Source organism: Gehongia tenuis (assembly GCF_014384795.1).
Taxonomy (GTDB): Bacteria; Bacillota; Clostridia; order Christensenellales; family NSJ-53; genus Gehongia; species Gehongia tenuis.
Genome location: NZ_JACRSR010000004.1, coordinates 1 through 22,031 on the forward strand (window position 1 = coordinate 1; position 22,031 = coordinate 22,031).

A 22,031-nucleotide genomic window follows, 5' to 3' on the forward strand; every position below is an offset into this window, starting at 1 on the left:
GAGCGCCCATGCCTTGCGCCGCTGGTCCGGTGTGATGCTCCTGCCGTCGCTTAGGTAGATATCACACTCAGCGCTGATCCGGTACCCTTCCGGCAGTTGGAGCGGGGCGGACACATGGACCAGGCCATCCTCCAATTTGTTTACCCGCCCCGTCACAATCATGCCGTTCACCTCCTGTTAAGCGCTTTCGCTCTTACTCGCTTCCAATCGTTTTTTCATGCACCCTACGCACAGCTGGGCGGCGTAATGTTCACGCCCATATTGGATCAGTTCTTCCACGGTTGATTTCGAGGTGGGCCGGATATGACTGCCGCATTCCTCACACTTTGGCGGTTCCTCGCCCGATTCAAGCCATTCGGCCAGCTCCTGGCCTATGCTTTCGCTGAGCTCAAAGACGCGCCCATCCAGGAGGCTTGTGCGGTCCTTGGTAGCTATGGCCTGGTGGCTCTGGTCCACCTCGACAAAGACCGAAAATTCGTACTCCATGCCATCCCGCTGGATCGGTGCCATGCCCACTTTGCGGATAGCCGTCTTGCCATTGACCACTTCCTGCACATAATCCATTTTCGCCCGGAAGGTAGCGATGATATGGCATCCGCTGTGGATGATGGTATCCACCAGGCGATTGTGCAAGGGAGTGATCTCCCGCCATGCGGCCCAACCGTTTTTGTTGCTCTTTTCGATCTGGCCCTTCTTGTCCAGGAGCCCGCCGGTTCCCGCCCAGGCATGGGTCAAGCTGTCGATGATCACCACTTCCATGCCCGCCTGTTCGCATTCCTTCAGGGCGTTCAGGTACTTTTCTGGGGTGTAGGGAGCCAAGATATCAATGATGTTGTACTCCCCTATGGCGATTCCCTGGTGGGCATAGTTCGCGTAGAGGTCGCCGCTCCCGTTCTCCGTGTCTATAAGGCATATCTTGGACCAATCCTTGCAGATCCCATGCGCCACCAACAGGGCGCCCATGGTCTTGCCACTCCCTGCCGGGCCCGATATCCCCAAGCGAAGCTTAGCCTTCAGGCGTTGTGCTTTTCGGATCAAAACCAGCTCCTCCTCTCCGCCTCGAACTTTGGGGGCTGCTCCTCAGCTTTGACGCCCTCAACCACCTGTCCGTCATCGTCTACCACCTGTCCGTCATGGATGGTGGTCGTGAGTTTTAGACTTGCCCAGTCCGGGGTCTCGGTGACCTTGGTCTTGATGTACTCCTCCTTGCCCTGCTCCTTGAGCCAGGCCAGGAGCCGCTCATCATCCCGGACATACTTCGGGGCTGGGTATTTGAGCCGCAAAACGCCGGACGGCAGGTCATAGGTCTCCTGGGTCTTGCTCCTGCGCTTGGCCTTGGGGCCCAGGCCCTCAAAGTAGGCGCGGAGCGGCCCAAGGTAATAGTCCCGCTCCCGGCTGCACTTGTCGGTGTAGTCCTGAATCACGTCCTCATAGTACTTGATCCATTTGCGGCTGGTCTCCACAATGCGCTGTTCCCTGGCATTGATCTCATCGATCTTTTGCAGGGCCCTTTCCGCCTCGATATCGTCTCTGATCTCATAGGCCTTGGGCCCCTCATATTTGTAAGCTTCCATGGTTCCCTCCTTACCAGGGGGAGGTGCGCCCTCCCCCATTGTCAGAAATTACGCCCAACAAGATATAATCCATCTTGACCTTTCGCCGGCGAGTGGGTATAATGTAATTGTGATTTTTGCTTGGGGCCTTCTTTGGGTCCTTCTTTTTTTGCCTCTTTTCCCGGGAATAGGTCGCGTACGCTCCCCAGGAGGTCGTCTTCGCTCCCTGTGAGGTCATCCAGCACATGTAAGGGATCATCATATTTCATCCTTCCACCTCCTACGCAATATCCTCATTGCCGAAGCTTGCCGCCTCCTTGCGGCCCTCCATGATCTTGTTGTAGCAGTCCTCGCAATACAGGTCTACATCATCCCAGGGACGGTATACAGCGCCATGGATGGGCTTACCGCATCGGTCACAGCACCCATTCCACTCCTCCTCGCCCCGCTCCTCATCCAGGTACTCATCATAGCAGAGCCCGCATAGCGGCATACCATTCCGACCATGGTACATAATGCTGTACTCCGCGCCGCATTTGTCACATCTGCACATCCTTATCCCTCCTTTTGTTTGTCCTCATTTTGTGGTACAATCACTTTGGTTCCAATAGATCATCGATACTTTTGACCCGGAAAAAATTTTTTAGCTTTTGCCACACTCCGACGCTACCTTTCGAGGTGCCAGCCTCAAGGCGGCTGTAGTGTTGCTTGGAAATTCCGATTGCTTTTGCGACTTCCTCTTGAGTAAGTTTTGATCGCAATCTAATTTCCTTTAGGTGCTCCCTTTTCACGGTTCCTCCTTTCTGTCACTTGTTAAGTGACTTCTATACTTGTATTATAGTCACTTGTTAAGTGACTGTCAAGGGGGTTTTGGAATGTTTCCGAAAAAAATTTTTGCTATCCGAATCAAAGAGCTTCGCCAGGCAAATGGTCTCACTTTGGCCCAGCTTGGACAACTTTTTGGTGTTTCTAAGCAATCTGCCCAGCGTTGGGAAACCGGGGTTAATGTTCCTTCAGCCGAAAACCTTGTTGACATGGCCGACTACTTCGGCGTGTCCCTCGACTACCTCGTGGGCAGGTCGGACGATCCTACTTTGCATAAGTAGTCCGGCCCCCGGTACATCGTGTAGTGCTCCTCGCCGCACTGATCGCATCTCATTTAATCAACTCCTTCCTTACACATCATCCCACCGCCCTCAACATACTGCCGCATTTTTTCAGCCAACAGTTTACCGATGTTTTGGTGTAGCTTTTCTTCCCCTTGGGCAAGTTCTTCGGTTGCTTTGACATAGATCGGAACAGCGGGCAAAAACTCGCCCGTTTTGGGATCACGTGCCGCTGTAACGCCGATTTGGATAAAGCGCATAGAATCATCTCCTTTTAAGTCTTGCGGGAGGACTTAGACAACACTTGTGGTATCAGCATGGTGATGTCTTGGACTTCTACGGACAGTACATCACACAGACACATGACCTCTGTCCACGTAAAATTTAGCCGTCCTTTTATCTTGCGCCCTAAACTTTGAGGGGTTATGCCTAGCTGACGAGCTACATAGGTTTGCGTTATTCCGCGCCCATACAAATACTTTTGCAATTCCGTTTTCATGTTATCTCCTCCCTGCGCCCTCCGTTCTTCATGCACGCTTGTAGTCATTGCAAAACCGGATCGCTTCCACTTCGGAATCAAATACATCGACCCATACATCGCAGGACCGTGTCTCTGTACAGCCGCTTTCCTCGCCATCTCGTGCCGGCCTTACTCGCGCCACCATTCTTCCATTGTCGAACACCTTGGCTTCCACCGCGTATTTCATATTTTCAGCCCCTTTTCACTCTTCATCACTTAGTATCCTCATAAAACCTTGTCCAATCTTCATCGAGCACTGCCGCAAGTCGCTTAGCAATTGCTGGTTCTGGAGTACGCTGGCCTTGCTCAATGTAGGACACTGTTCTGCCACAGGTATCCGCTTTGTATGCAAGCCTTTCCTGGGACAGACCAAGTGATAAGCGTTTTTCCCTCATCCAGGTCCGCATTTTATCCCTCCTTTGCCATGGTCATATCAATTTGATTGTGGTATATTATTGATACACGCCCGCACACTGCATATAGGGCGCTTGTGCTTGGTATGGATATAGTATACTCTTAATTTTTAAGAGTGTCAATAATATATTCTTATTTTTTGAGAGGAATCCCATGGATATTACTGTTGAGCGAATTGTACAACTGATAAAAAGTAAAAAAATTGCCGAGGCTACCTTTGCCGAGGATATCGGTATGGGGCGAAATACGGTTAACAATTGGAAGGGCGGCAGAAGCAAAACATATCTAAAAAAAGTTGATGCGATTGCAGACTATTTTGGCGTGTCTGTCGATTACCTTTTAGGTCGTACCGACAATCCCGCACCTCCTAGGCTCAATGCCGATAATGCTATTATCGTCCAGGGCGACTATGTAGGGCCTGTTACAGAGGACGAGCGAGTATTCGTGGAGCAAGTTCTTAAAGCATATCGTGAACAGCAAAAGCATGATAAGTCCTAATTAAATATATAAAGTGATATTTTTTGCATATACTTATGGAATCCTTTGCTTTGATTTGGTATAATTTCCACAAATCTGTAGCGGGAGTTTAGGGGCTCCCGCTTTTTTGTCTATGAATAATACTGGTTATTCCAATTGAGCCTTGCATTTACAAAAACTCTTGCTATAATATATATACAAGAACATATGTTCTTATTATTTGCAGGAGTAGAGATTTATGTTATATATCATTGTTCCAATCGCTCTCGGTCGATGTAATGCTTTATTGGTTGATAACACTTTGTTTATTGAGAAGGCTCTGTCTCGGTCAGAAGCAGTCTATGTCATAAAACTGGCAATATCAAAACAACTACTCCATAGAAAGGCCCCTGAATGCATTGATATATGCTCTGTTAAGCACCGTGGCAATCAATATATAATGAGAATAAAGATAATGAATTGAAAAGGGAGCCGACAAAATGAAAAATGCAGTAATTTATGCCCGATTTTCTTCCCATGCTCAAAACGAGCAATCCATCGAAGGGCAGCTTCGAGTATGCCATGAATTTGCAAAACGGGAAGGCTATACGGTTATCGGCGAGTATATTGATCGTGCCATTTCCGGGCGGTCGGATGATCGTCCAGAGTTCCAACGCATGATCAGCGACGCTAGAAAACGCGCATTCCAGTTCGTGATCGTATACAAACTCGATAGATTTACGCGGAACCGTTATGATAGCGCGATCTACAAGCACAAGCTTAAACAATATGGCGTAAAGGTTCTGTCCGCAATGGAGAATATTGGCGACAACCCCGAAAGCATTATATTGGAGGCTGTGTTGGAAGCATCGGCGGAATACTATTCTGTCGATCTTTCCCAGAAAATTAAACGCGGGCGTCAAGACAGCGCTACAAAAGGGAAATTTGTTGGCGGAAGGGTGCCGATCGGATATAAATCTATCGGAGGCCAGCTTGTGATCGACGAGGCCAAAGCACCCATCATTAAATACGCCTTCGAGGAATATGCCAAAGGAACTAAGAAAAGAGACATCATTGCCGAACTCAATGCCCGAGGCCTGCGCAACTTGAACGGTAATCCTTACGGCTGCACAGCTCTCCAAACTGCGCTCAAGAATAAAAAGTATGTTGGTATCTTGGAGCAGTCTGGCGTGGTCGTTGAGGGAGGATGCCCCGCAATCATTGACAAGGAGACTTTCAGCAAGGTACAGGAACGCTTGGAGAAAAACAGACGTCAGGGTGCAAAAAATAAAGCCAAGATTGAATATCTATTGACCGGAAAGCTATTCTGTGGTTATTGCGGATCTCCCATGCAGGGCGTATCGGGCACCGGAAAAAACGGCAAGAGATGGAGTTACTATCAATGTCCAAAGCGTCGCCGAAAAGAGGGATGCAATAAGCTCAACGAAAAAAAAGACTTTTTGGAATGGTACATTGTTGAGCAAACTGTTGAATATGTCCTCGTGCCTGAGCGGATGAAGCATATCGCCGCTGCTGTCGTGGCTCAGTATGACAGTGAGTTTAACGATGGTAAGGTAAAAGAAATGGAACGCCGCATCGCTTGGCTGGAACGGGAAATTGCTAAAATTGCGAATACAGTCATCGACATGCCCAAAGAAGGCCGCAAGCCCTTGTATGATAAGATTGAGCAATATGGACTTGAAAAAACGGATATAGAAATCGATCTTGCCAAAATGAAGGTCGCAAACCGAATTCGCTTTACTGAGAAAGATATCATGGCTTGGCTCAAGGTTTTCTGTAAAGGTGATCTGTTTGACATGGATTTTCGGAGGCGCATCATTGATGTACTTGTCAATTCTGTGTACCTGTACGACGATAAAACCGTCATATACTATAATATAAAAGGCGGTAAGCAAGTATCTTATATAGATATGCTAGAAAACACTGAAAGCATTGAAACCTTCGAAGACCCTCTGGATTCTTCTAACGATCGTATATCAAACGGCTTGCTCCACCAAAAAGGCATACTACCCGTTAAGGGCTAGTATGCCTTTTATTTCTTAAAAAGCCGGAGTAAGAGATAAAGACACATGGGGAATTCAGTTGGACGGGGAAACAATTCTCCAGCTTGCCATGGAGGAATATGAGCGGGCTAAAGTTAATCGGCAGCTTGGCGATACCTGCGCCCCGTGCCTATAGGATATAGCCGCAAGATTAAATGAAGGGATCGAATCGGAGCTGCCCTTTTTAGAAAAAATTATTCATCAAAGGCTGTCGGCTCTGTAGCCGTACAAAATTCATCAGCCTCTCCCATGCAGAATTATTTTTGAACGTCCGAACCCATCCGTCTGCGGTATTGGTTGGGTGTCATACCCGTTTTTTGTCTGAATTTCTCAATGAAATAGCTGGGCGTGCTGAATCCGCATTCGTATGCGATTTGGCTGACCGTCCGTCCGGGATGGTTGAGGAGCGCTTCGGCGCTCTTCGTGATTCTCAGGTTGTTGATATAGCTGAAAATTGTACTGCCCGTATGGCTCTTGAAATAACGGCAGCATTCGTTGGGGCACAGGTTGACCCATTTGGAGAGTTGCTTCAGGGTGATTTTCTCTCCAAAATGCTCATGAATGTAGTTGAGGATCAGCTTGATCCGCTCCAAAGCGTCCGGCGCCGCCTCCGCCGCGCCTTCCGCACCGCTTTGAAGAAGCAGGAAAAAAATGTGCATCAAAAGACTGACAATCCATATTTCAAACCCCTTCGCCCTCCCCTGATAGGCGCTATGAATCTCCCCCATCTTCTTGAGGACCAGACCCTGCCAGGATACATCCTTGGATAACAGAATGTATCGGCGTGTGGGGTCCTCCAGAAATCCCTTCAAATACCGGTTATGGATATCGCTCTCCGGGAAGGAGCCCATGAGCCTCGGGCTTACATCGGTACAATGATAGGCGGCATCTGCCGTAAGCGGTTCGGCCATGTGCAGAACGCCGCTGTTGATAAAAAGCCCCATGCCAGCAGCCAGCAGATGGATCCCGTCCCCCACGTGGAACCGGACCTGTCCCTCCGTCACCAGGCAAAACTGAAATTCATCGTGCCAGTGCCAGTCCACAAAACCGAGGGCGTTCTTCGCAAGAACCGTTTCATAGATGGCCATGGGAAAGCCCTCCGTCCCGTGCCGCGTCATCTCCATTCGGCTGTCCTGATCAATAGGAATTCGATAAACCTGCATGGGCGCCTCCAACATCTTAATATATTGATATTATTTAAGGATATTATGATAGATTATCTGCAAAATATCAATATATAATTATATTAAGATCAAATGAACGAAAGGATGGTGTCGTGTTTTGGCAGGGCTTGAATGTTTTTACCATCCCGTCGGCAGGAGAATGCTTCCGGCGTATTTTGAGGCTTCCAACTTTCAAAAGGTCCTCCGTTATCATCAATCTCTCCCCGGTTACCAGCAAACACCGCTAGTGGCGCTGCCCGGGCTGGCAAGGGTGCTGGGTGTGGGCGGCATCTATTTGAAGGATGAATCCAGGCGTTTTGGCCTGAACGCCTTCAAGGGGCTGGGCGCCTCCTATGCGCTCCATGAGCTCCTGCAACGGGAAACGCTCAGGGAAGTGGTGTCCGCCACCGACGGCAATCATGGCAGGGCCCTGGCCTGGGCCGCCCAAAATGCCGGGCTCAAAGCCACCATCTTCATGCCCAAGGGCTCGTCGGAGTGCCGAGTCGAGGCCATCCGTGCCCTAAATGCCGCCGTCCACGTAACACAGGCCAATTACGACGATACGGTGCGTATGGCACAGGCCTATGAGACAGCAACCGGCGCCCGTCTGGTGCAGGACACCAGCTTTGCCGGTTACACCGAGGTTCCCCGGGACATCGTTCTGGGGTATTCCACCATGGCCGCCGAGGCCTTGGAGCAGCTGAAGGCGCACGGAGTATCCCCCACCCATGTTTTTTTACAGGCGGGCGTGGGTTCCATGGCCGGTGGAGTTATCGGCTATCTGGTCCGGACGCTGGGCAGCCGTGCGCCCCGTTTTACCATACTGGAGGCCTGGGAGAGCGCATGCATCTTTGCATCAGCACGGGAAGGAAAATGGACGGGCATCGGCGGGCATCCGAGAACCGCCATGGCGGGCCTCAACTGCGGCGAGCCCAATCCCGACATGCTGCCCGTTATAGAGGCGTTTGCTGAATTCTTTGTGCGGTGCACCGATGCCGTCAGCTACAGGGGCATGCGCCGGCTGGCCCGCCCTCTGGGCGGGGATCCCGCGGTGGTTTCCGGAGAATGCGGCGCGGTGGGTTTGGGCGTTTTGATGGAGCTTGCCGAGGACCCCGGTCTTTTGTGCTGGAAGAAACGGATGGGGATCGATGAACGTTCCAATATCCTGCTATTCAGCACCGAGGGTGCCACGGATAAAGAGCATTATGAAAAAATCATGGGGGAGGATCACGGCAATGAAATTTGAAGAGATGAAGGACGATTTGATCCGGCTGGCACAAAAGGCGGTGCAAACCCGAAGCTATTCCAATGAGGAGGGCGAACTCGCCCGGCTTTTTGCGGAAGAGATGCGCCGTCTAGGCTACGATGAGGTTCGGATCGATTCCACCGGCAACGTCATCGGCCGGATCGGCAGCGGCGGCACCATCCTCCACTTCGACGGCCACATGGACACCGTTCAGGTCAACGACGCACCCCTTTGGAAGCATCCGCCCTTCTCCGGCGAGATTGCAGAGGGCGCCCTATGGGGCCGGGGCTCCGTTGACATGAAGTCCGCCCTCTCAGCCGCGATCTATGGTGCGGCGTTGGCCCGGGACCGGGGTGCACTGGCAGGGAAGACCGTGTACGTCACCGGCACGGTGTGCGAGGAATACTGCGACGGCGTAAATCTGCAGCATCTCTATGAGGAGCTTGCCCTAAAGCCGGACTACTGCATCATCTGCGAGCCCAGCGGCAACAAGATCACCCTGGGACACAAGGGCAAAGCCCAGGTCCGCATCATCACCCGCGGCGTATCCGCCCACGGCTCCGCCCCCGAGAAGGGCAAAAACGCCGTATATGAGATGGCCGAGATCATTGAGCGGGTGGACCAGCTCAATCGTTCCCTCTGCCGCGCCGGCGGCCCCTCGGGCACCATCGTGCTTTCGGATATTTCCTGTGTCTCCGCGTCCCTTAACGCGGTTCCCAGTCAGTGCAGCATCTATTTGGACCGGCGGCTGGCCCTGGGGGAGACATTGGATCAGGTGCGTTCGGAGATGGACCAGCTGGTGGCGGGCAAGGACGCCTATTGGGAAGTGGGTACCCTTCACCACACCTCCTGGACGGGCAAACCGCTGGACTATGAGCCCATGCATGATCCCTGGATCATTGGAAAGGATCAGCCTCTGACCCGGGCGCTCATCCGTTCCTGCGCCGAGGTCTACGGCACGGAACCGGACTTTTTCGACTTCTGGGATTTTGGCACCAACGCCATCACTCCGGTGGCCATGGGCGTACCCACCATCGGTTTTGGGCCCGGTGAATATAAACTTGCCCACATGCTGAACGAGCATTGTCCCCTGGAGCAGATCACCGATGCCTGCAGGGTCTATGCCCGGCTGATTGAAAATCTATAGCCTTTCCATCCTCCAAAGCCCCGGTATCCGCCGGGGCTTTTGCCGCTTTGACAAAGGCCCAGAAATCTTATATGGTTATCCTATCAAACGAGAAGGAGCAAAGCCATGCACCATTCCGAGACGGATTTAAAATACTGTCAGCACCTGCATGAAAAATTCTATGGACCGGGTTCCCTCCCCGGCGGCGGCGTTACCCGTCTTGGTTATTCCAAGGCGGAAGATGAGATGCACCGCCGCTTTGCCGAACTGGCCGAGGAGCTGGGCGCGGCTGTCCAGACGGATGAGGCGGGCAACACCTTTGCCTCCTGCCGCAGCGGTCCCCATGTGCTCATGGCCTCCCACCTCGATTCGGTGGTGGAGGGCGGCAGATACGACGGGGTGGCCGGCGTGATCGCGGGTCTTTTATGCCTCAAATGGGCGGGGGACGACGGCCTTCAGCTTCCCCTCCAGATCGGCGCCTTTCGATCGGAGGAGTCTAGCAACTTTGGGATCTGCACCATCGGCAGCGGTCTTGTGACGGGCAAGGTGAGCGGGGATGATATCGCGGACTACCCCAGTCAGGACGGGGTGGCTTTTCGGGATATTTTCAGCGAACGGGGCTACTCGCTGCACCCCGCCCGAATCGAGGCGCCCCTGGCCTTTTTGGAGCTTCACATCGAGCAGGGCAAGGTCCTCGATGAAACGGGGGATGCGGTGGGCATTGTCACCGACATCACCGGTTTTCGCCGCTATCTTGTGGAACTGAGGGGCAGCGCCGACCATTCCGGCGCCACGCCCATGGGCATGCGCCAGGATGCTCTATGTGCGGCGGCGGAAATCATTCTGGCCATGGAGAAACTCGGCCAGGCGGAATCGGTGCATCATTCGGTGTCCACGGTGGGCATCATCCACAACGCGCCCAACGTCCTCAATGTCATTCCCGGCCATGTGCGCCTTGGCATTGACAACCGCAGCACTGACGATGAAAGCCTCGATCGCATGCAGGCGCGTCTCCAGGATATCCTGGCGGAGGTCTGCTCCCGCCGGGCCGTGGAATACACCTCGGAGAAGATCACCCATTTCCTCCCGGTGAAGCTGGATCAAGGCCTTGAGGACGGCCTGGCAGCCGCGGCCGAAAAGCTGGGACTGTCCTATCGAAGAATGCCCAGCGGCGCGGGACACGACGCGATGTGTTTTCCGCCCCTCTGTCCCACAGCCATGGTCTTCGTGCCCTGCAATCGGGGAATAAGCCATAATCCCCTCGAATATACCTCTCCGGAGAGCATTCTTGACGGGGCCCGGGTAATCTACCAATATCTCAAAGAAAACTTCTAAAAGAAAAGGACGGTATTCACCGTCCTTTTTCATACTCCCAGGATATCTGCGGGACCTTCCTGAGCCCATAGGCCAGGGGCAGTCCGAGTCCGTAGCAGGCGAGAAGCTGGCCCGCGCCCACAGTGAGCACCGTAAGCCAGAAAGGCGCCTGCCCCACAAAATAGAACAGGGCCGCAAGCCCCGCCGCGTTCAGCACCACTGGCGGCGCCAGCGCAAGCAGAGGTTTCTTGCGCCACCGGTAGGTCAGAGCCGCCGCGGCCAGCGTGATGAGCCCGCCCACCACAATATCAAGCGCAATACTGGATCCAAGAAGATTTGCAATCACACAGCCGATGAAAAGCCCGGGAACCGCTGCCGGCGTATAGAGCGCCAAAGCGCACAGCGCCTCGGAAAAACGAAGCTGCACCGGCCCGAAGCTGGTATACGCCAATAGCAGCGTCACCGCCACATAGGCCGCCGCTATGACCGCCGCCTGCACCATAAATCTCAATTTGGAACCCATCAAATCCCCCCCAGCAAAACAGCGGGCCCATCCTTTCCACGAAAGAATAGACCCGCTTATCCGCGGCTATCTCCCGTAGTTTTGTTTTGGGACAGGATGGTCTCGAACTGTCCTATGAAATTACCGGATTCATTGTAGCATGGCGGCGCCGGCGTGTAAAGCTAATCCCACTCCACAAAGTCCCGTTCTTCGAGATAGTTCTCAAAGGCGTCCATGTAAGCCTCAATCCGCTGGCACAAAAGCATCTGGTCCTCTTCGGAGAGGGAGAAATGCTCGCTGAGGCTGTCTACGATGGTCTCAAAGGCGTCATCCTCATCATAGTAATCCCCGTCAAGAACGCCCGCCTTTTGCATGTATGCATGGTCCGCATCATAGGCGGCCGCCGTGAATGCCTGGAGTTCCTCCTCGGGCATGTCTTTCATGAAGGGACTTTTCGTCAGTTTTTCTCCCACCTTTTCAAGAACGTCTTCACGGTTTAGATTCAGCATGTTCTCCCTCCTTTCAGATGAGCCCTTCCAGCTCCTCCAGGCTCTCCTCGAACAGCTTCAGAGCATTGTCCACCGGCTCGGGCCTCGTCAGATCCACACCGGCAATCCTGAGCAGATTAAGGGGATGATCACTGCCGCCGCTGGACAAAAAGGCCTTGTAGTTCTCCACGGCGCCGGGCTTCCCCTCCAAAATCGCCTTTGCAATGGCCACCGCGCTGGAGAAACCGGTGGCGTACTGATAGACGTAGAAAGGCCGGTAGAAATGGGGAATGCGCGACCATTCCAGAGCAATCTCGGGATCCTGCACGGCGGGGCCGTAGTAGTCCCGATTGATCTCGCCGTACACTGCGCCGAAGCTCTGGGCGGTAAGCGGCTCACCCGCTTCCGCCATGGCATGGACCCGCTTTTCAAACTCCGCAAACTGGGTCTGCCGGAAGAGCGTGGTGCGGAACTGCTCCAGGAAATAGCTGAGCAGATAGGCTTTCACCTTCCTGTCGCCAGTCTTCAGCATATGGCGGTTCAGCAGCACCTCATTGACCGTGGAGGCCACCTCCGCCACGAAGATGCGGTAGCTGGCCGTGGGATAGGGCTGATACTTATTGGACAGGTAGGAATGGACCGCATGCCCCATCTCATGGGCGAGCGTAAACAGATCATCCAGTTCGTCGTTATGATTCAAAAGCACGAAGGGATGGGCGCCGTAAATGCCGTAAGAGAAAGCACCGGAGGTTTTGCCCCGATTTTCGTAGACGTCAATCCAGCCCTCCTCCTTGCCCTCCTTCAGGATTTCCAGATAGTCTTCCCCCAGCGGCGCCAGTCCCTCCGCCATGGTGGCAAAGGCGTCCTCGTAGGGGTAGGCGGCATTCGTTTCCACCAGCGGAACGTACGCATCGTACATGTGCAGATCGGGCAGGCCCAGCGCCCGCTTCTTGAGCTCCATGTAGCGATGCAGTGCGGGAAGATGGGCGCGCACCGCCTCGATCAGGCCGTCATAGACGGAAACGGGTACGTTATCATCGAAAAGCGCCTGTTCGAGGCAGGAGGCGTAGCGCTTGGCCTTCGCATAAAATACATCCTTCTTGATACTGCCCGCCAGAAGGGACGCGGTGGTATTTTTTACGCCGTCATAGGTGCCGTAGTAGCTTTCAAAAACTCTTTGCCGCACACCGCGGTCGGGATGGCGCATGAGCTGAATAAAGCGGCCATGGGACAGCTCCACCGCTTTTCCCTCCACCTCCACCGCCTCAAAGCGGAGGTCGGCATCGCACAGCATGCTGTAGGCGGTGTCCATGCTCTGGGCCATATCGCCGCTTAATGCGATCAGCCGCTCCTCCCCTTCAGAGAGGATATGCGCACGGTAGCGCTGAATATCCCGCAGCTGGAACTTGTAAGGCTGGAGAGCGGGCTCCTCCTTAAAATACCTTTCCAGCTTTTCCGGCTCCAGGGACAAAAGCAGGGGCCGCATGAAGCTGAGCGCTTCGTCCAGCTGCACCACCATGCCCATCGCCTGATCCAGAAGGCCCTGGTAACGGTCCACCTGATTGTCCTCGTCCAGCTTCAAATGGGCATAGGCATAAATGCGCTCCGCCTTTTCCGAAACCTCATCAATCTTTCGCAGCCCCGCCAGAAGATCGGCGGCGCTTTGAATCAGCGTATCCTTGAGCCCCGCAAGGCCGGGGATCTGCCCAAACACCTGGGCCAGCTCCTTTTTGCAGTCCTCATCGCTTTCGAACAGCACGGAAAGGTCCCACATGTAGGCCGAATCAAGATCCTTCCGGCTTGGCAGGCCATTCGTTTGCTCCATTACCATTCCTCCTTTATCATTCTCCCTCTAGCTTGCCCAGCCCTTCCGTCCGCCATCCCCCGAGGAGATAGCAGTCCTTGAAGGGGAGCGCGAAGCCCAGAAGGGCCAAAACGACGGCCGCCGCCGCGTTCAGCGGCAGACCCAAAAAATCAAGGACAAGGCCCATGAAAACCGCCGCCAGCCCCAGGGGCCCGTAATAGAAGGCGCCAAACGGGAGTCCCAGCCGCCCTTTGTCCAAAGGCAGCGGCGTCCAAAGGCACCTCAGAATGCTCCATAGAACCATCACTCCGCCAAAGACGATCCAGCGCAAAGCCGGGTAAAGCGCGTAAAGCCTTTCGATGGACCGCTCCGGGGTGAAAAGGGGAAAGATGTAAATCTCCAGAAAAGCGGCCGCCAGATTGGCCAGGAGAAACGCGCCGAGGGACAAAAGCGCCGCCTTTGCGGACCACCAGGCGGCAGAACGGAGATCAAAGGCATTCCCGGCTTCGGGCCTTCCGGCTTTCCACTGCTGCCAAATCAGAAGAGGCCGTACTCCGAAGACATAGGCCGAAGCGATGAGGGCAGCCGCCGCGGCTTCCCACGGACTCAGCGCCGGAATCCGGTACCAGAACAGTCCGTCCTGCTCCGCGGGCGGCTCGCCTAAAAGCCATAGGGCCATAAGGCCAAAAAAGATCATGGAGACCAGCGCCGCCGGAAACCGCCTTCCATAGCTGCGAAGGCACGCCCGAAAGCATTGGCCCATGATCCCCATCTGTTTCATCATTGTTCATCCGCCGTCACTACAAAGAATTCAACCCCGGGCAGCTTCTTTTCCAGCTTGCCCTTGAAGGCATCCCGGTCCCGCGGGCTCGCGCCCAGCACCACCACGTCGATAGCTTGTTCCCTCACGAAATGGGTGATGGTCGCAATCACATCATCCGAACGGAGCACCGTCATATCCGCACCGGCCTGCTTGGAAATATCAAAAAGATACTCCAGAGCCGCGCCCTCTTCCGGGTTACCCAAGAAGTTTTCCCCATTTTGCACCACATGAACCACGGACAGCTTCCCATGGCGGCTCTGAGCCAGCTGCAGGCTGCGGTCGATCAGGCGCTGACAGGATTTCTGCCGGGTAACCAAGGCCAGTATTTTCATCTCGTTCCCCCAATTTACATGGTCATCTGGTTACATTATAACATGTCTGACGGGGGAACTGAACCCAAAAAAATACCCCGGAAGATTTTCCGGGGTATCTTTCCGCATCAAGGCAGTTTGGCCGCGATCCTTTCGGTGATCTCCTGAAGCTGAGCCTCGGTTGGAATCCACTGAATGCGCATCATCTCATCCAGGGGTTCAAAACCGGCCTGCGTCAAGGCCTCCTGCACCTGGCCCACGCTTTGCCCGCCCCAGCCGTAGGAGCCGAAGGCGAGACCCATGCGGTTCTTGGGCGCAAGGCCCTTCATGTAGGTCAGGAAGGACGCCACCGTGGGCAGCATGTTGTTGTTCAGCGTGGGAGAACCCACACAGATGTACTTGGCCGTCATGAGGGGCGTCATGATATCCGAGATATGGTGGTGCTGCAGGCTCATGAGCTGCGCGGGCACACCCTTTCTCTCAAAGCCCTCCAAAATGGCCTGGGCCATCTTCTCGGTGGAATGCCACATGGTGTCGTAGATCACCAGGGCCTTCTCCTCGCTTTCATTGGCGCTCCAGGTCTTATAGCGTTCAATGATGTCCGAGAGGTGGCTGCGCCAAATCAGGCCGTGGCTGGGCGCGATGATTTCGATGTCCAGGGGAAGCACGGCCGCCAGCGCCTTTTGGACCTGGGGTCCATAGGGCAGTACGATGTTGGCGTAGTATTTCTTGGCCTCAAAGAACACATCCTCCAGCTGAAGCTCATCGGCAAACCGTTCCATGGACGCATAGTGCTGGCCAAAAGCGTCGTTGGAGAAAATAATCTTCTCCTCCGGGCAGTAACTGACCATGTTGTCCGGCCAATGGACCATGGCGGTATTGACGAAATGGAGGGTTCGCCTGCCCAGCGGCAGGCTGTCCCCTGTCTTCACCGCTTCGTATCCAAGATCGCCGAAATGGGCGGTCAGGCCCTTGACGCCATTGGGCGCCGAGGTGAAGATCTTGGCGTTCGGACACACCCTCCGCATCGCCGGCAGGGAGCCCGAATGATCCATTTCCACATGATTGGAGATGATATAATCGATCTTCGCAGGATCCACCACGTGAGCGATGCGGCTGAGCATTTCCTCCGCAAAGGGCGCCTTGACCGTGTCGATCAGGGTGATCTTCTCATCCATGATGAGATAGGCGTTGTAAGTGGATCCCCGCTGGGTTACATAGCCGTGGAACTCACGAAGGTTCCAATCGATGGCACCCACCCAGTAGATGCCGGGTTTGATTTGAACGGGAAGCATGATTACGCCTCCTCAAACACGTCTTTTCCGGCGCCGCACACGGGGCACACCCAATCCTCAGGAATGTCTTCGAAAGCCGTGCCGGGAGCGATGCCGTTATCGGGATCGCCCACTTCGGGATCGTACTCGTAACCACAAATGGAGCAAACATACTTTTTCATATCTTTCTTCCTCCTCAAATGATGTATATTGCCAATTCCCAAAGTGGGAATGAGGCCGCTAAAGCTGTATTTCCGCGAGGGACGCATTTTGGCTTACCGCCTTGCGAAGGAGCGCCATGGGACATTTCTCGCCCACCCATACGGCACCCACGATTCTGCCCTCTCTATGGTAGAGCGCCCGGTAGCCCTTTGCATCCTCTTTTTGCACCCGCTCACCGGTCAGCTCGCCCATGGCGAAGGTCTGGACCCCGAGGGCCTGCATCACGTAAGGGATCACCGGCGGCTGCCAGACGGCTTTGCCGCCCGCCGCATTGGTCCCGGCCACGGCGCCCTGTTCCATGGATATATTGAAAAGGCCATAGTTTCTGCCGTCCACCTCCGCCGCATCGCCGGCGGCGTAGACTCCGGCCTTCGAGGTCTCCATAGCGCTGTTCACGACAACGGCCCGATTCACGGCAAGGCCCATTTTCCGGGCAAGCTCCGTATTGGCGCGCATGCCGATGGAAAACAGCAGGGCCGCGCCCTCCAGCTTTTCTCCGTCCTCCAGCAGGATGGCATGGCCTTCCACGGCGGAGACCCGGGCGTTCAACCGAACGGCGATGCCGAAATTTTCCGCTTCCTCCTCAAGCCTGCGGGAACCGTCCTCATCCAGCTGGCGGTTCAGCAGTCCGCTCTCCCCTTCCAGCACCGTCACCTTCATGCCTGCCCGCTTGAGATAGGTGGCCGCTTCCAGGCCCAGCAGCCCGCCGCCCACCACGATCACCGGATCGCCCACGCACAGACGCTCCTGAAGCTTATAGGCGTCGGCCACGGTGCGTAGTCCCTGCACCGGGCCCTCCGGCTCAATATTGCCCGGGAAAAAGCTCTCGCCGCCTGTGGCCAGAACCAGGGTTGTATAGGCCTCCCGGCTTCCATCCCCGGCCACGACCTCACCGTCCTCCACGGCCAAAACGGGACTTTGGATGAGCTCAATATTCTGGTCCCGATAGAATTGTTCGGTTTTTACGGCAATTTTATCCGGGTCCGCCTCGCCGATGATGAGCTGGGGCACCCGGGGACGGTAGTAGGGCAGATAGGGCTCGGCATGGTATAAAAGAATACGCGCCTCTCCATCCTGCTTTCTTGCCGCCTGGGCCGCGGACAGACCTGCAACGCCGCCTCCCACAACAACAATGGTGTTTTTCATCTTTCTTCGTTCCTTTTCTTTGTTTGAAATGATTATACTATAATTAACCAAAAACACAAAGAGAAACATCCAGTCCAAAATAAAAAAACGATCCCTCTTTCAAGGGATCGTTTGAGCGCCGTCCTTCTAGGAATGAGTGGGATAGGAGCCGTTGAAACAGGCCCGGCACTGGCCGCAGCTGCCATCCTCGTTGAAAGTGCCCACGGCCTTTACAAGACCCTCCACGCTGATATGAGCCAGAGAATCCATGCCCAGCATCTTGCGGATCTCCTCCTGGTCGTGATTGGCTGCCAGCAGCTCCTCCGAGGTTTTAAGGTCGATGCCGTAAGGGCAGGTGTATTGAAGAGGCGGCGAGGAGATGCGCACGTGGACCTCCAGCGCGCCCGCCTCCCGAAGGAGAGTGATGATGCGCTTGATGGTGGTGCCGCGCACAATGGAATCGTCCACAATCACCACCCGTTTATTTTCCACCACGCCGCGGACCGCCGACAGCTTCATCTTTACGCCCTGTTCCCGAAGCTCCTGGGAGGGCTGAATGAAGGTGCGGCCCACGTACTTGTTCTTGATAAGGCCCATCTCATAGGGGATTCCCGACTGCTCCGCATAACCGATGGCGGCGGAGATGCTGGAGTCGGGCACGCCCACCACGATGTCGGCGTCCACCGGAGCCTCCTTGGCCAGCTGCTTGCCCAGCCGTTTTCTGGCGGTGTGCACATTGATGCCGTTGAGGTCGCTGTCCGGGCGGGCAAAATAGATGTATTCCATGGCGCACATGTTCTTGCTGCCGCCCATGACGAAGGGCTCGGCATGGAGGCCCTCGCCGTCAATAATGATCATCTCTCCCGGTTTCACGTCCCTCACCCAGCGTGCGCCCACGATATCAAAGGCGCAGGTTTCCGAGGTGACCACATATCCATCCTTCAGCCGGCCCACCGACAGGGGACGGAGGCCCCAGGGATCGGAAGCGGCTATGAGCTGACTCTCGGTGAGCACCATGAAGGCGAAACCGCCCACCAGCGAGCGGAGAGATTCCTTCACCTTGTCCACGAACTGGGTGTGCATGCTCCGCCGAATCAGATGGGCCAGAACCTCGCTGTCCGAATTGGTCTGGAAGATGCTGCCCATCTCCTCCATGCGGTCCCGAAGCTCATCGGCGTTCTCCAGGCTGCCGTCATGAGTGATGGCCATGGAGCCCTGTTTGGCCCGAAAAACGAGGGGCTCCACATTTTCCGCCCCGCCGTCCCCGCCGGTGGAATACCGCACGTGGGAGATGGCGCGGTTGCCCTTGAGACTGTTTAATATCTGCTCGTTAAAAACCTCATTGATCAGGCCTTCGCCCTTATGCACCATCATCTCCCCGTCCTGAACGGTCACGATGCCGGCGCCCTCCTGGCCGCGATGCTGCAAACAGTGCAGTCCATAGTAGCAGATAGCCGCCGCCCGAGAATGTCCGTAGATGCCAAACACTGGCTTACCTCCTTCACGCTATAAACCGAATAATCCCTATCACTCTTCTTCAAATATCCGTGCTATTATCCGAATGTTTATGTGCAATTACTCTTAAATTATAGGAAGATTTCGCCCCAGTGTCAAACAATCGGGGGCAGTTTTGACAAATTTCTTGAGTTCGCGGACCCCGCGGGCCTTTGAAGGCATATATTGGTACGAACACCTTTCCAAAAATAAGGAGGTGGCATCATGGAGAAACTGCCGCCCCTGCCCACCGGCGTAAGGGGCTATGAAAACGACGATGAGGCTGGGGATGAGGAAAATCGGCCCTGCGGCCTTGATCTCGACGTTCCGGGATGATAGAATAGCTGTGGCGCCAAACTATAGAACAAAGGAGATCCTGCTTTTTGAAGATGTACCGTGCCCTGGAGATTGTACGCTGACCGGGAGGTTTGCGTGAATCCCCGCAAAACCTCCCAAAGGGTATAAACCTTTAGGAGGGCAATTCATGAATCGAGAAAATAAGAAAAAATCCTTTGAAAAGGGTTATTACAAAACCCACCCCTGCCATGAAACCTTCACCTGCAAGGTTTGCGGCCGTCTGGTGGTGCCGGCCGGCGCGGGAAGCGCCCACCGGAACCATTGCCCCAACTGCCTATCCAGCCTCCATGTGGACATGGAGCCGGGAGACCGGCAGGCGGAGTGCGGCGGCATCATGGACCCCATTGCGGTATGGGTGCGAAACCGCGGCGAATGGACGATCATTCATCGCTGCCGCCGGTGCAAAAGCTTGTGTGCCAACCGGATAGCGGCGGATGACAATCCCATAAAGCTCATGTCCATCGCCATGAAGCCCGTGGCTTCCCCGCCGTTTCCTCTGGAGTACCTGGAGGCGATGACCGGCATGGACAATGACCGATCAAAGGATAAAACCCATGGGCCGTGATGAATCACGGCCCATTTTTTTGCGGGCGGCCTGGAATTCTCATTGAGATTCACCAGAATTTATGATATGATGCCCCTAGATTGTATTATTTTTAACAAGCGGTGAATTTTATGGCTCAGTTGCTTCGAGAAAACATGAAAAAGTGTATAGGATGCTTCACCTGCATGATGGTCTGTTCGGCGGCGAACCGGAGCAGCCACTCGCTGGCCCAAAGCGCCATTCATATCAGGACCAGCGGCGGGCTTACCGGCCGCTTCAGGGTCGAGGTGTGCGCGGGCTGCCGGGAGGATATCGCCTGCGCGGAAGCCTGTCCCAGCGGGGCCCTGTCGCCGCGGGAAGGCGGCGGCGTCGAGTATGATCCCAGGGCCTGCATGGGCTGCGGCCGCTGCGCCGAAGCCTGCATCGTGGGCGCGATTGGCTGGGATGATCCGGAAAACCGGCCCATCATCTGCAGTCATTGCGGAAAGTGCGCGGAGTTTTGTCCTCAAGGATGCTTGAGGCTTGAGGAGGTGGAGTGATGCTGGCAACGGGCTGCCGGGTATTGTATGTGGACCTTGACAAACAGCGCATCCGCATAACGCACCGGGACGACCTTCGGGAAAAGGAGCTGGGCGGCGCCGGCGTTGCCGCAAAGCTGCTTATGGAAAACGTGCGGGCGGAGCTACCGCCCCTTGATCCCGCCCAGCCCATGGTGCTGGCTCATGGGGTCGGTACCTTCGTGTATCCCATGCTTACCCAGACGGTGGCCATGTTCCGTTCCCCCATCCATGGGGGACTGGCAGAGAGCCGGGCCGGCGGCCGTCTGGCCATGTGTCTTTTTATGGCCGGCTACGATGCGGTGGTCATTACCGGCCGCTCATCCAAACCGCTGTACCTCACCCTTCAGCAGGACGATGTATCCTTTAAGGATGCCCGTATTCTTTGGGGCGCTTCCCAAGATGACGCCGGACAGATCATCCGGGAGCGGGAACCTCAAAGCGGAAAGCGCTCCATTCTGCGCATCGGACCCGCCGGTGAAAAGAAAGTGCCCTTGGCCAGTGTACGCGTGGACACCTACCAAAGCTTTGATCAGGGGTTTGGTGCGCTGATGGGCAGCAAGCGCCTCAAAGCCATCACCGTGTTGGCCGGCGATCAGCCCAAGGCGATCCAAAACCTGCCCGTCTATTTTGATGTGTTCCGCGGAATTCACCGCACCTGTATGGACCGTCGCTCGGCGGCGATGAGGGAGGACCCGTTGGCCGAACAGCATCTGGTGCGCCGTCTATCCTGTACCGGCTGCCCCGTGGGCTGCATTCGCATCGGGCAGTTCCGCCGCACCTTCGATGAAGGTCGGCAGTACGAGACGGTCCAGGTGGCTTACGATAAAAGGCGGCTTTGGGCCATGGGCGATCTGCTGGGCATGGGTGCTGATGCGGCGCTGCCCCTGCTGGAGGCCGCCGATCACGCCGGTGTGGATGCGGTAGCCGCGGGAATCGCTCTGCGGTGGGCCACCTGCGCCTTGGCACAGGGGCGGCTTGCCGCCGCCGATACGCTGGAGCCTCTGGCCTTTGGCGAGGGTTACGAACGGGCCATCGAACATCTTGCCCACAGGCGCAACACCTTTTATGCGCTGCTGGGACGGGGTGCCCATGAAGCGGCCAGAGTTTATGGCGATGAGGGACTGCTGTGCACTTCAAGCGGCCTCGCCATTCATCTCCCTTCCGACTACCGTGGTCTGGGCGAAGCCGTCTTTGGCCTGCCCATTCAGGAAAATTACGGCCTGGCGGAAGGCGTATGTGCGGCATCCCTGGCGGGCTGCCTGTCCCTTTGCTCCGAGATGCCCTCGGTATATGAGCGCAGAACGGTTGTGAATGCACTCAACGCGATCAATATTCCTGTGAACGGCGAGGACCTGGCCCTTTTGGCCGAGCGGGTAACCTCCCAAAAACTTGCGCTGCAGCAAAAGCTGGGCCAGCGTCCAGGGGAGCTGCCGGAGAATTTTTGGCAAAATCCCCTTGCCAAAGCTCTGGACGAGAAGACTTGGCTGGAGGAACAGCGGAAGCTCTCGCAAAAATTGCGGACGCTGCGGGAGATAAGCGCTTAAAAATGCGTAAAGATGGGGTTCT

At 55.2% G+C, this 22,031-nt stretch carries 28 protein-coding genes; 9 read left to right on the plus strand and 19 right to left on the minus strand.

The features are described 5' to 3' along the window. Positions 1-177: 177 nt before the first annotated feature. The 5 genes from H8696_RS09025 to H8696_RS11405 are packed head-to-tail and all read right to left on the minus strand — an operon-like array spanning position 178 to position 2,344. The gene (locus H8696_RS09025) at positions 178-1,038 is read right to left on the minus strand and encodes an ATP-binding protein (RefSeq protein ID WP_249316896.1); all 861 of its coding nucleotides are present in this window, start codon (positions 1,036-1,038) and stop codon (positions 178-180) included. Then, a complete protein-coding gene (locus tag H8696_RS09030) occupies positions 1,035-1,574 on the minus strand; it encodes a host-nuclease inhibitor Gam family protein (RefSeq protein WP_249316898.1) in 540 nt (179 codons plus the stop codon). Before H8696_RS09030 ends, H8696_RS09025 begins: the two co-directional genes overlap by 4 nt. A gap of 41 nt (positions 1,575-1,615) precedes the next feature. Continuing rightward, positions 1,616-1,822, minus strand: a complete 207-nt coding sequence (locus H8696_RS09035; protein WP_249316900.1) for a hypothetical protein — start codon at positions 1,820-1,822, stop codon at positions 1,616-1,618. A gap of 11 nt (positions 1,823-1,833) precedes the next feature. Then, positions 1,834-2,106, minus strand: a complete 273-nt coding sequence (locus H8696_RS09040) for a hypothetical protein (RefSeq protein ID WP_249316902.1) — start codon at positions 2,104-2,106, stop codon at positions 1,834-1,836. A 40-nt stretch (positions 2,107-2,146) separates the two neighbouring features. Further along, on the minus strand, positions 2,147-2,344 hold the full coding sequence (locus H8696_RS11405; protein ID WP_407926378.1) for a helix-turn-helix transcriptional regulator: 198 nt from the start codon (positions 2,342-2,344) through the stop codon (positions 2,147-2,149). A gap of 84 nt (positions 2,345-2,428) precedes the next feature. On the opposite strand from H8696_RS11405, the gene H8696_RS09045 reads away from it, so the two are divergent. Further along, entirely contained in the window at positions 2,429-2,659 is a 231-nt protein-coding gene (locus H8696_RS09045) for a helix-turn-helix domain-containing protein (protein ID WP_249316904.1), read from the plus strand. 53 nt (positions 2,660-2,712) lie between these two features. Here H8696_RS09045 and H8696_RS09050 read toward each other — a convergent pair whose 3' ends face one another. Genes H8696_RS09050 through H8696_RS09065 form a run of 4 tightly spaced genes read right to left on the minus strand, consistent with a single transcriptional unit; the run spans position 2,713 to position 3,586 of the window. Next, the gene (locus H8696_RS09050) at positions 2,713-2,919 is read right to left on the minus strand and encodes a hypothetical protein (protein WP_249316906.1); all 207 of its coding nucleotides are present in this window, start codon (positions 2,917-2,919) and stop codon (positions 2,713-2,715) included. A gap of 14 nt (positions 2,920-2,933) precedes the next feature. Further along, the gene (locus H8696_RS09055; protein ID WP_249316909.1) at positions 2,934-3,158 is read right to left on the minus strand and encodes a helix-turn-helix transcriptional regulator; all 225 of its coding nucleotides are present in this window, start codon (positions 3,156-3,158) and stop codon (positions 2,934-2,936) included. A 28-nt stretch (positions 3,159-3,186) separates the two neighbouring features. Next, positions 3,187-3,366 (minus strand): hypothetical protein, encoded by a 180-nt coding sequence (locus H8696_RS09060; RefSeq protein WP_249316912.1) that lies wholly within the window; start codon positions 3,364-3,366, stop codon positions 3,187-3,189. A gap of 25 nt (positions 3,367-3,391) precedes the next feature. After that, positions 3,392-3,586: a helix-turn-helix transcriptional regulator gene (locus tag H8696_RS09065; protein WP_249316914.1), complete on the minus strand. Its 195-nt coding sequence runs from the start codon at positions 3,584-3,586 to the stop codon at positions 3,392-3,394. A 160-nt stretch (positions 3,587-3,746) separates the two neighbouring features. On the opposite strand from H8696_RS09065, the gene H8696_RS09070 reads away from it, so the two are divergent. Together H8696_RS09070 and H8696_RS09075 are read left to right on the plus strand one after the other, a co-directional pair. Next, positions 3,747-4,091, plus strand: coding sequence for a helix-turn-helix domain-containing protein (locus tag H8696_RS09070; RefSeq protein ID WP_249316916.1), 345 nt, complete (start codon positions 3,747-3,749; stop codon positions 4,089-4,091). Positions 4,092-4,549: 458 nt separating this feature from the next. Continuing rightward, positions 4,550-6,094, plus strand: a complete 1,545-nt coding sequence (locus H8696_RS09075; protein ID WP_249316917.1) for a recombinase family protein — start codon at positions 4,550-4,552, stop codon at positions 6,092-6,094. Positions 6,095-6,369: 275 nt separating this feature from the next. Here H8696_RS09075 and H8696_RS09080 read toward each other — a convergent pair whose 3' ends face one another. Further along, positions 6,370-7,275 (minus strand): AraC family transcriptional regulator, encoded by a 906-nt coding sequence (locus H8696_RS09080; RefSeq protein WP_249316918.1) that lies wholly within the window; start codon positions 7,273-7,275, stop codon positions 6,370-6,372. A gap of 160 nt (positions 7,276-7,435) precedes the next feature. Between H8696_RS09080 and H8696_RS09085 the strand changes: the two genes are divergently transcribed. From H8696_RS09085 to H8696_RS09095, 3 genes are all read left to right on the plus strand, one after another. Continuing rightward, positions 7,436-8,521, plus strand: coding sequence for a diaminopropionate ammonia-lyase (locus H8696_RS09085; RefSeq protein WP_249316920.1), 1,086 nt, complete (start codon positions 7,436-7,438; stop codon positions 8,519-8,521). Further along, positions 8,511-9,668: a YgeY family selenium metabolism-linked hydrolase gene (locus tag H8696_RS09090; protein WP_249316924.1), complete on the plus strand. Its 1,158-nt coding sequence runs from the start codon at positions 8,511-8,513 to the stop codon at positions 9,666-9,668. Before H8696_RS09085 ends, H8696_RS09090 begins: the two co-directional genes overlap by 11 nt. 105 nt (positions 9,669-9,773) lie before the next feature. Then, the gene (locus H8696_RS09095; RefSeq protein WP_249316927.1) at positions 9,774-10,982 is read left to right on the plus strand and encodes a M20 family metallo-hydrolase; all 1,209 of its coding nucleotides are present in this window, start codon (positions 9,774-9,776) and stop codon (positions 10,980-10,982) included. A 16-nt stretch (positions 10,983-10,998) separates the two neighbouring features. On the opposite strand, the gene H8696_RS09100 is transcribed toward H8696_RS09095, so the two are convergent. From H8696_RS09100 to purF, 9 genes are all read right to left on the minus strand, one after another. After that, the gene (locus H8696_RS09100) at positions 10,999-11,484 is read right to left on the minus strand and encodes a QueT transporter family protein (protein ID WP_249316931.1); all 486 of its coding nucleotides are present in this window, start codon (positions 11,482-11,484) and stop codon (positions 10,999-11,001) included. 161 nt (positions 11,485-11,645) lie between these two features. Further along, a complete protein-coding gene (locus H8696_RS09105; RefSeq protein WP_249316932.1) occupies positions 11,646-11,972 on the minus strand; it encodes a hypothetical protein in 327 nt (108 codons plus the stop codon). A gap of 13 nt (positions 11,973-11,985) precedes the next feature. Continuing rightward, positions 11,986-13,776, minus strand: coding sequence for an oligoendopeptidase F (gene pepF, locus H8696_RS09110; protein ID WP_249316934.1), 1,791 nt, complete (start codon positions 13,774-13,776; stop codon positions 11,986-11,988). Between the two features lie 16 nt (positions 13,777-13,792). Beyond that, on the minus strand, positions 13,793-14,539 hold the full coding sequence (locus H8696_RS09115; protein ID WP_249316936.1) for a hypothetical protein: 747 nt from the start codon (positions 14,537-14,539) through the stop codon (positions 13,793-13,795). Further along, positions 14,536-14,910, minus strand: a complete 375-nt coding sequence (locus tag H8696_RS09120; protein ID WP_249316939.1) for a universal stress protein — start codon at positions 14,908-14,910, stop codon at positions 14,536-14,538. Before H8696_RS09120 ends, H8696_RS09115 begins: the two co-directional genes overlap by 4 nt. Positions 14,911-15,017: 107 nt before the next feature. Then, positions 15,018-16,184 carry an FprA family A-type flavoprotein gene (locus H8696_RS09125; protein ID WP_249316941.1) on the minus strand — a complete coding sequence of 389 codons (1,167 nt, stop codon included), beginning with the start codon at positions 16,182-16,184 and terminating at the stop codon, positions 15,018-15,020. 2 nt (positions 16,185-16,186) lie between these two features. Next, positions 16,187-16,345 carry a rubredoxin gene (gene rd / locus H8696_RS09130; protein WP_249316943.1) on the minus strand — a complete coding sequence of 53 codons (159 nt, stop codon included), beginning with the start codon at positions 16,343-16,345 and terminating at the stop codon, positions 16,187-16,189. Between the two features lie 58 nt (positions 16,346-16,403). Beyond that, positions 16,404-17,531, minus strand: a complete 1,128-nt coding sequence (locus H8696_RS09135; RefSeq protein ID WP_249316945.1) for an NAD(P)/FAD-dependent oxidoreductase — start codon at positions 17,529-17,531, stop codon at positions 16,404-16,406. Positions 17,532-17,657: 126 nt separating this feature from the next. Further along, complete coding sequence (gene purF, locus H8696_RS09140; RefSeq protein ID WP_249316947.1) at positions 17,658-18,998, minus strand: amidophosphoribosyltransferase; 1,341 nt, start codon at positions 18,996-18,998, stop codon at positions 17,658-17,660. 490 nt (positions 18,999-19,488) lie between these two features. Between purF and H8696_RS09145 the strand changes: the two genes are divergently transcribed. The 3 genes from H8696_RS09145 (at position 19,489) to H8696_RS09155 (ending at position 22,009) form a co-directional block, all read left to right on the plus strand. After that, positions 19,489-19,926, plus strand: coding sequence for an RNHCP domain-containing protein (locus tag H8696_RS09145; RefSeq protein ID WP_249316949.1), 438 nt, complete (start codon positions 19,489-19,491; stop codon positions 19,924-19,926). Positions 19,927-20,036: 110 nt separating this feature from the next. Then, positions 20,037-20,444, plus strand: a complete 408-nt coding sequence (locus tag H8696_RS09150; RefSeq protein WP_249316951.1) for a 4Fe-4S dicluster domain-containing protein — start codon at positions 20,037-20,039, stop codon at positions 20,442-20,444. Next, complete coding sequence (locus H8696_RS09155; protein ID WP_249316953.1) at positions 20,444-22,009, plus strand: aldehyde ferredoxin oxidoreductase N-terminal domain-containing protein; 1,566 nt, start codon at positions 20,444-20,446, stop codon at positions 22,007-22,009. Before H8696_RS09150 ends, H8696_RS09155 begins: the two co-directional genes overlap by 1 nt. Positions 22,010-22,031: the final 22 nt, after the last annotated feature.

Coding starts and splice junctions, on each gene's coding strand:
- H8696_RS09030 (WP_249316898.1), bottom strand. CDS start 1,574: ATGGAAGCTTACAAATATGAGGGGCCCAAGGCCTATGAGATCAGAGAC.
- H8696_RS09035 (WP_249316900.1), bottom strand. CDS start 1,822: ATGAAATATGATGATCCCTTACATGTGCTGGATGACCTCACAGGGAGC.
- H8696_RS09040 (WP_249316902.1), bottom strand. CDS start 2,106: ATGTGCAGATGTGACAAATGCGGCGCGGAGTACAGCATTATGTACCAT.
- H8696_RS09045 (WP_249316904.1), top strand. CDS start 2,429: ATGTTTCCGAAAAAAATTTTTGCTATCCGAATCAAAGAGCTTCGCCAG.
- H8696_RS09050 (WP_249316906.1), bottom strand. CDS start 2,919: ATGCGCTTTATCCAAATCGGCGTTACAGCGGCACGTGATCCCAAAACG.
- H8696_RS09055 (WP_249316909.1), bottom strand. CDS start 3,158: ATGAAAACGGAATTGCAAAAGTATTTGTATGGGCGCGGAATAACGCAA.
- H8696_RS09060 (WP_249316912.1), bottom strand. CDS start 3,366: ATGAAATACGCGGTGGAAGCCAAGGTGTTCGACAATGGAAGAATGGTG.
- H8696_RS09065 (WP_249316914.1), bottom strand. CDS start 3,586: ATGCGGACCTGGATGAGGGAAAAACGCTTATCACTTGGTCTGTCCCAG.
- H8696_RS09070 (WP_249316916.1), top strand. CDS start 3,747: ATGGATATTACTGTTGAGCGAATTGTACAACTGATAAAAAGTAAAAAA.
- H8696_RS09075 (WP_249316917.1), top strand. CDS start 4,550: ATGAAAAATGCAGTAATTTATGCCCGATTTTCTTCCCATGCTCAAAAC.
- H8696_RS09080 (WP_249316918.1), bottom strand. CDS start 7,275: ATGCAGGTTTATCGAATTCCTATTGATCAGGACAGCCGAATGGAGATG.
- H8696_RS09085 (WP_249316920.1), top strand. CDS start 7,436: ATGCTTCCGGCGTATTTTGAGGCTTCCAACTTTCAAAAGGTCCTCCGT.
- H8696_RS09090 (WP_249316924.1), top strand. CDS start 8,511: ATGAAATTTGAAGAGATGAAGGACGATTTGATCCGGCTGGCACAAAAG.
- H8696_RS09095 (WP_249316927.1), top strand. CDS start 9,774: ATGCACCATTCCGAGACGGATTTAAAATACTGTCAGCACCTGCATGAA.
- H8696_RS09100 (WP_249316931.1), bottom strand. CDS start 11,484: ATGGGTTCCAAATTGAGATTTATGGTGCAGGCGGCGGTCATAGCGGCG.
- H8696_RS09105 (WP_249316932.1), bottom strand. CDS start 11,972: ATGCTGAATCTAAACCGTGAAGACGTTCTTGAAAAGGTGGGAGAAAAA.
- pepF (WP_249316934.1), bottom strand. CDS start 13,776: ATGGAGCAAACGAATGGCCTGCCAAGCCGGAAGGATCTTGATTCGGCC.
- H8696_RS09115 (WP_249316936.1), bottom strand. CDS start 14,539: ATGATGAAACAGATGGGGATCATGGGCCAATGCTTTCGGGCGTGCCTT.
- H8696_RS09120 (WP_249316939.1), bottom strand. CDS start 14,910: ATGAAAATACTGGCCTTGGTTACCCGGCAGAAATCCTGTCAGCGCCTG.
- H8696_RS09125 (WP_249316941.1), bottom strand. CDS start 16,184: ATGCTTCCCGTTCAAATCAAACCCGGCATCTACTGGGTGGGTGCCATC.
- rd (WP_249316943.1), bottom strand. CDS start 16,345: ATGAAAAAGTATGTTTGCTCCATTTGTGGTTACGAGTACGATCCCGAA.
- H8696_RS09135 (WP_249316945.1), bottom strand. CDS start 17,531: ATGAAAAACACCATTGTTGTTGTGGGAGGCGGCGTTGCAGGTCTGTCC.
- H8696_RS09145 (WP_249316949.1), top strand. CDS start 19,489: ATGAATCGAGAAAATAAGAAAAAATCCTTTGAAAAGGGTTATTACAAA.
- H8696_RS09150 (WP_249316951.1), top strand. CDS start 20,037: ATGGCTCAGTTGCTTCGAGAAAACATGAAAAAGTGTATAGGATGCTTC.
- H8696_RS09155 (WP_249316953.1), top strand. CDS start 20,444: ATGCTGGCAACGGGCTGCCGGGTATTGTATGTGGACCTTGACAAACAG.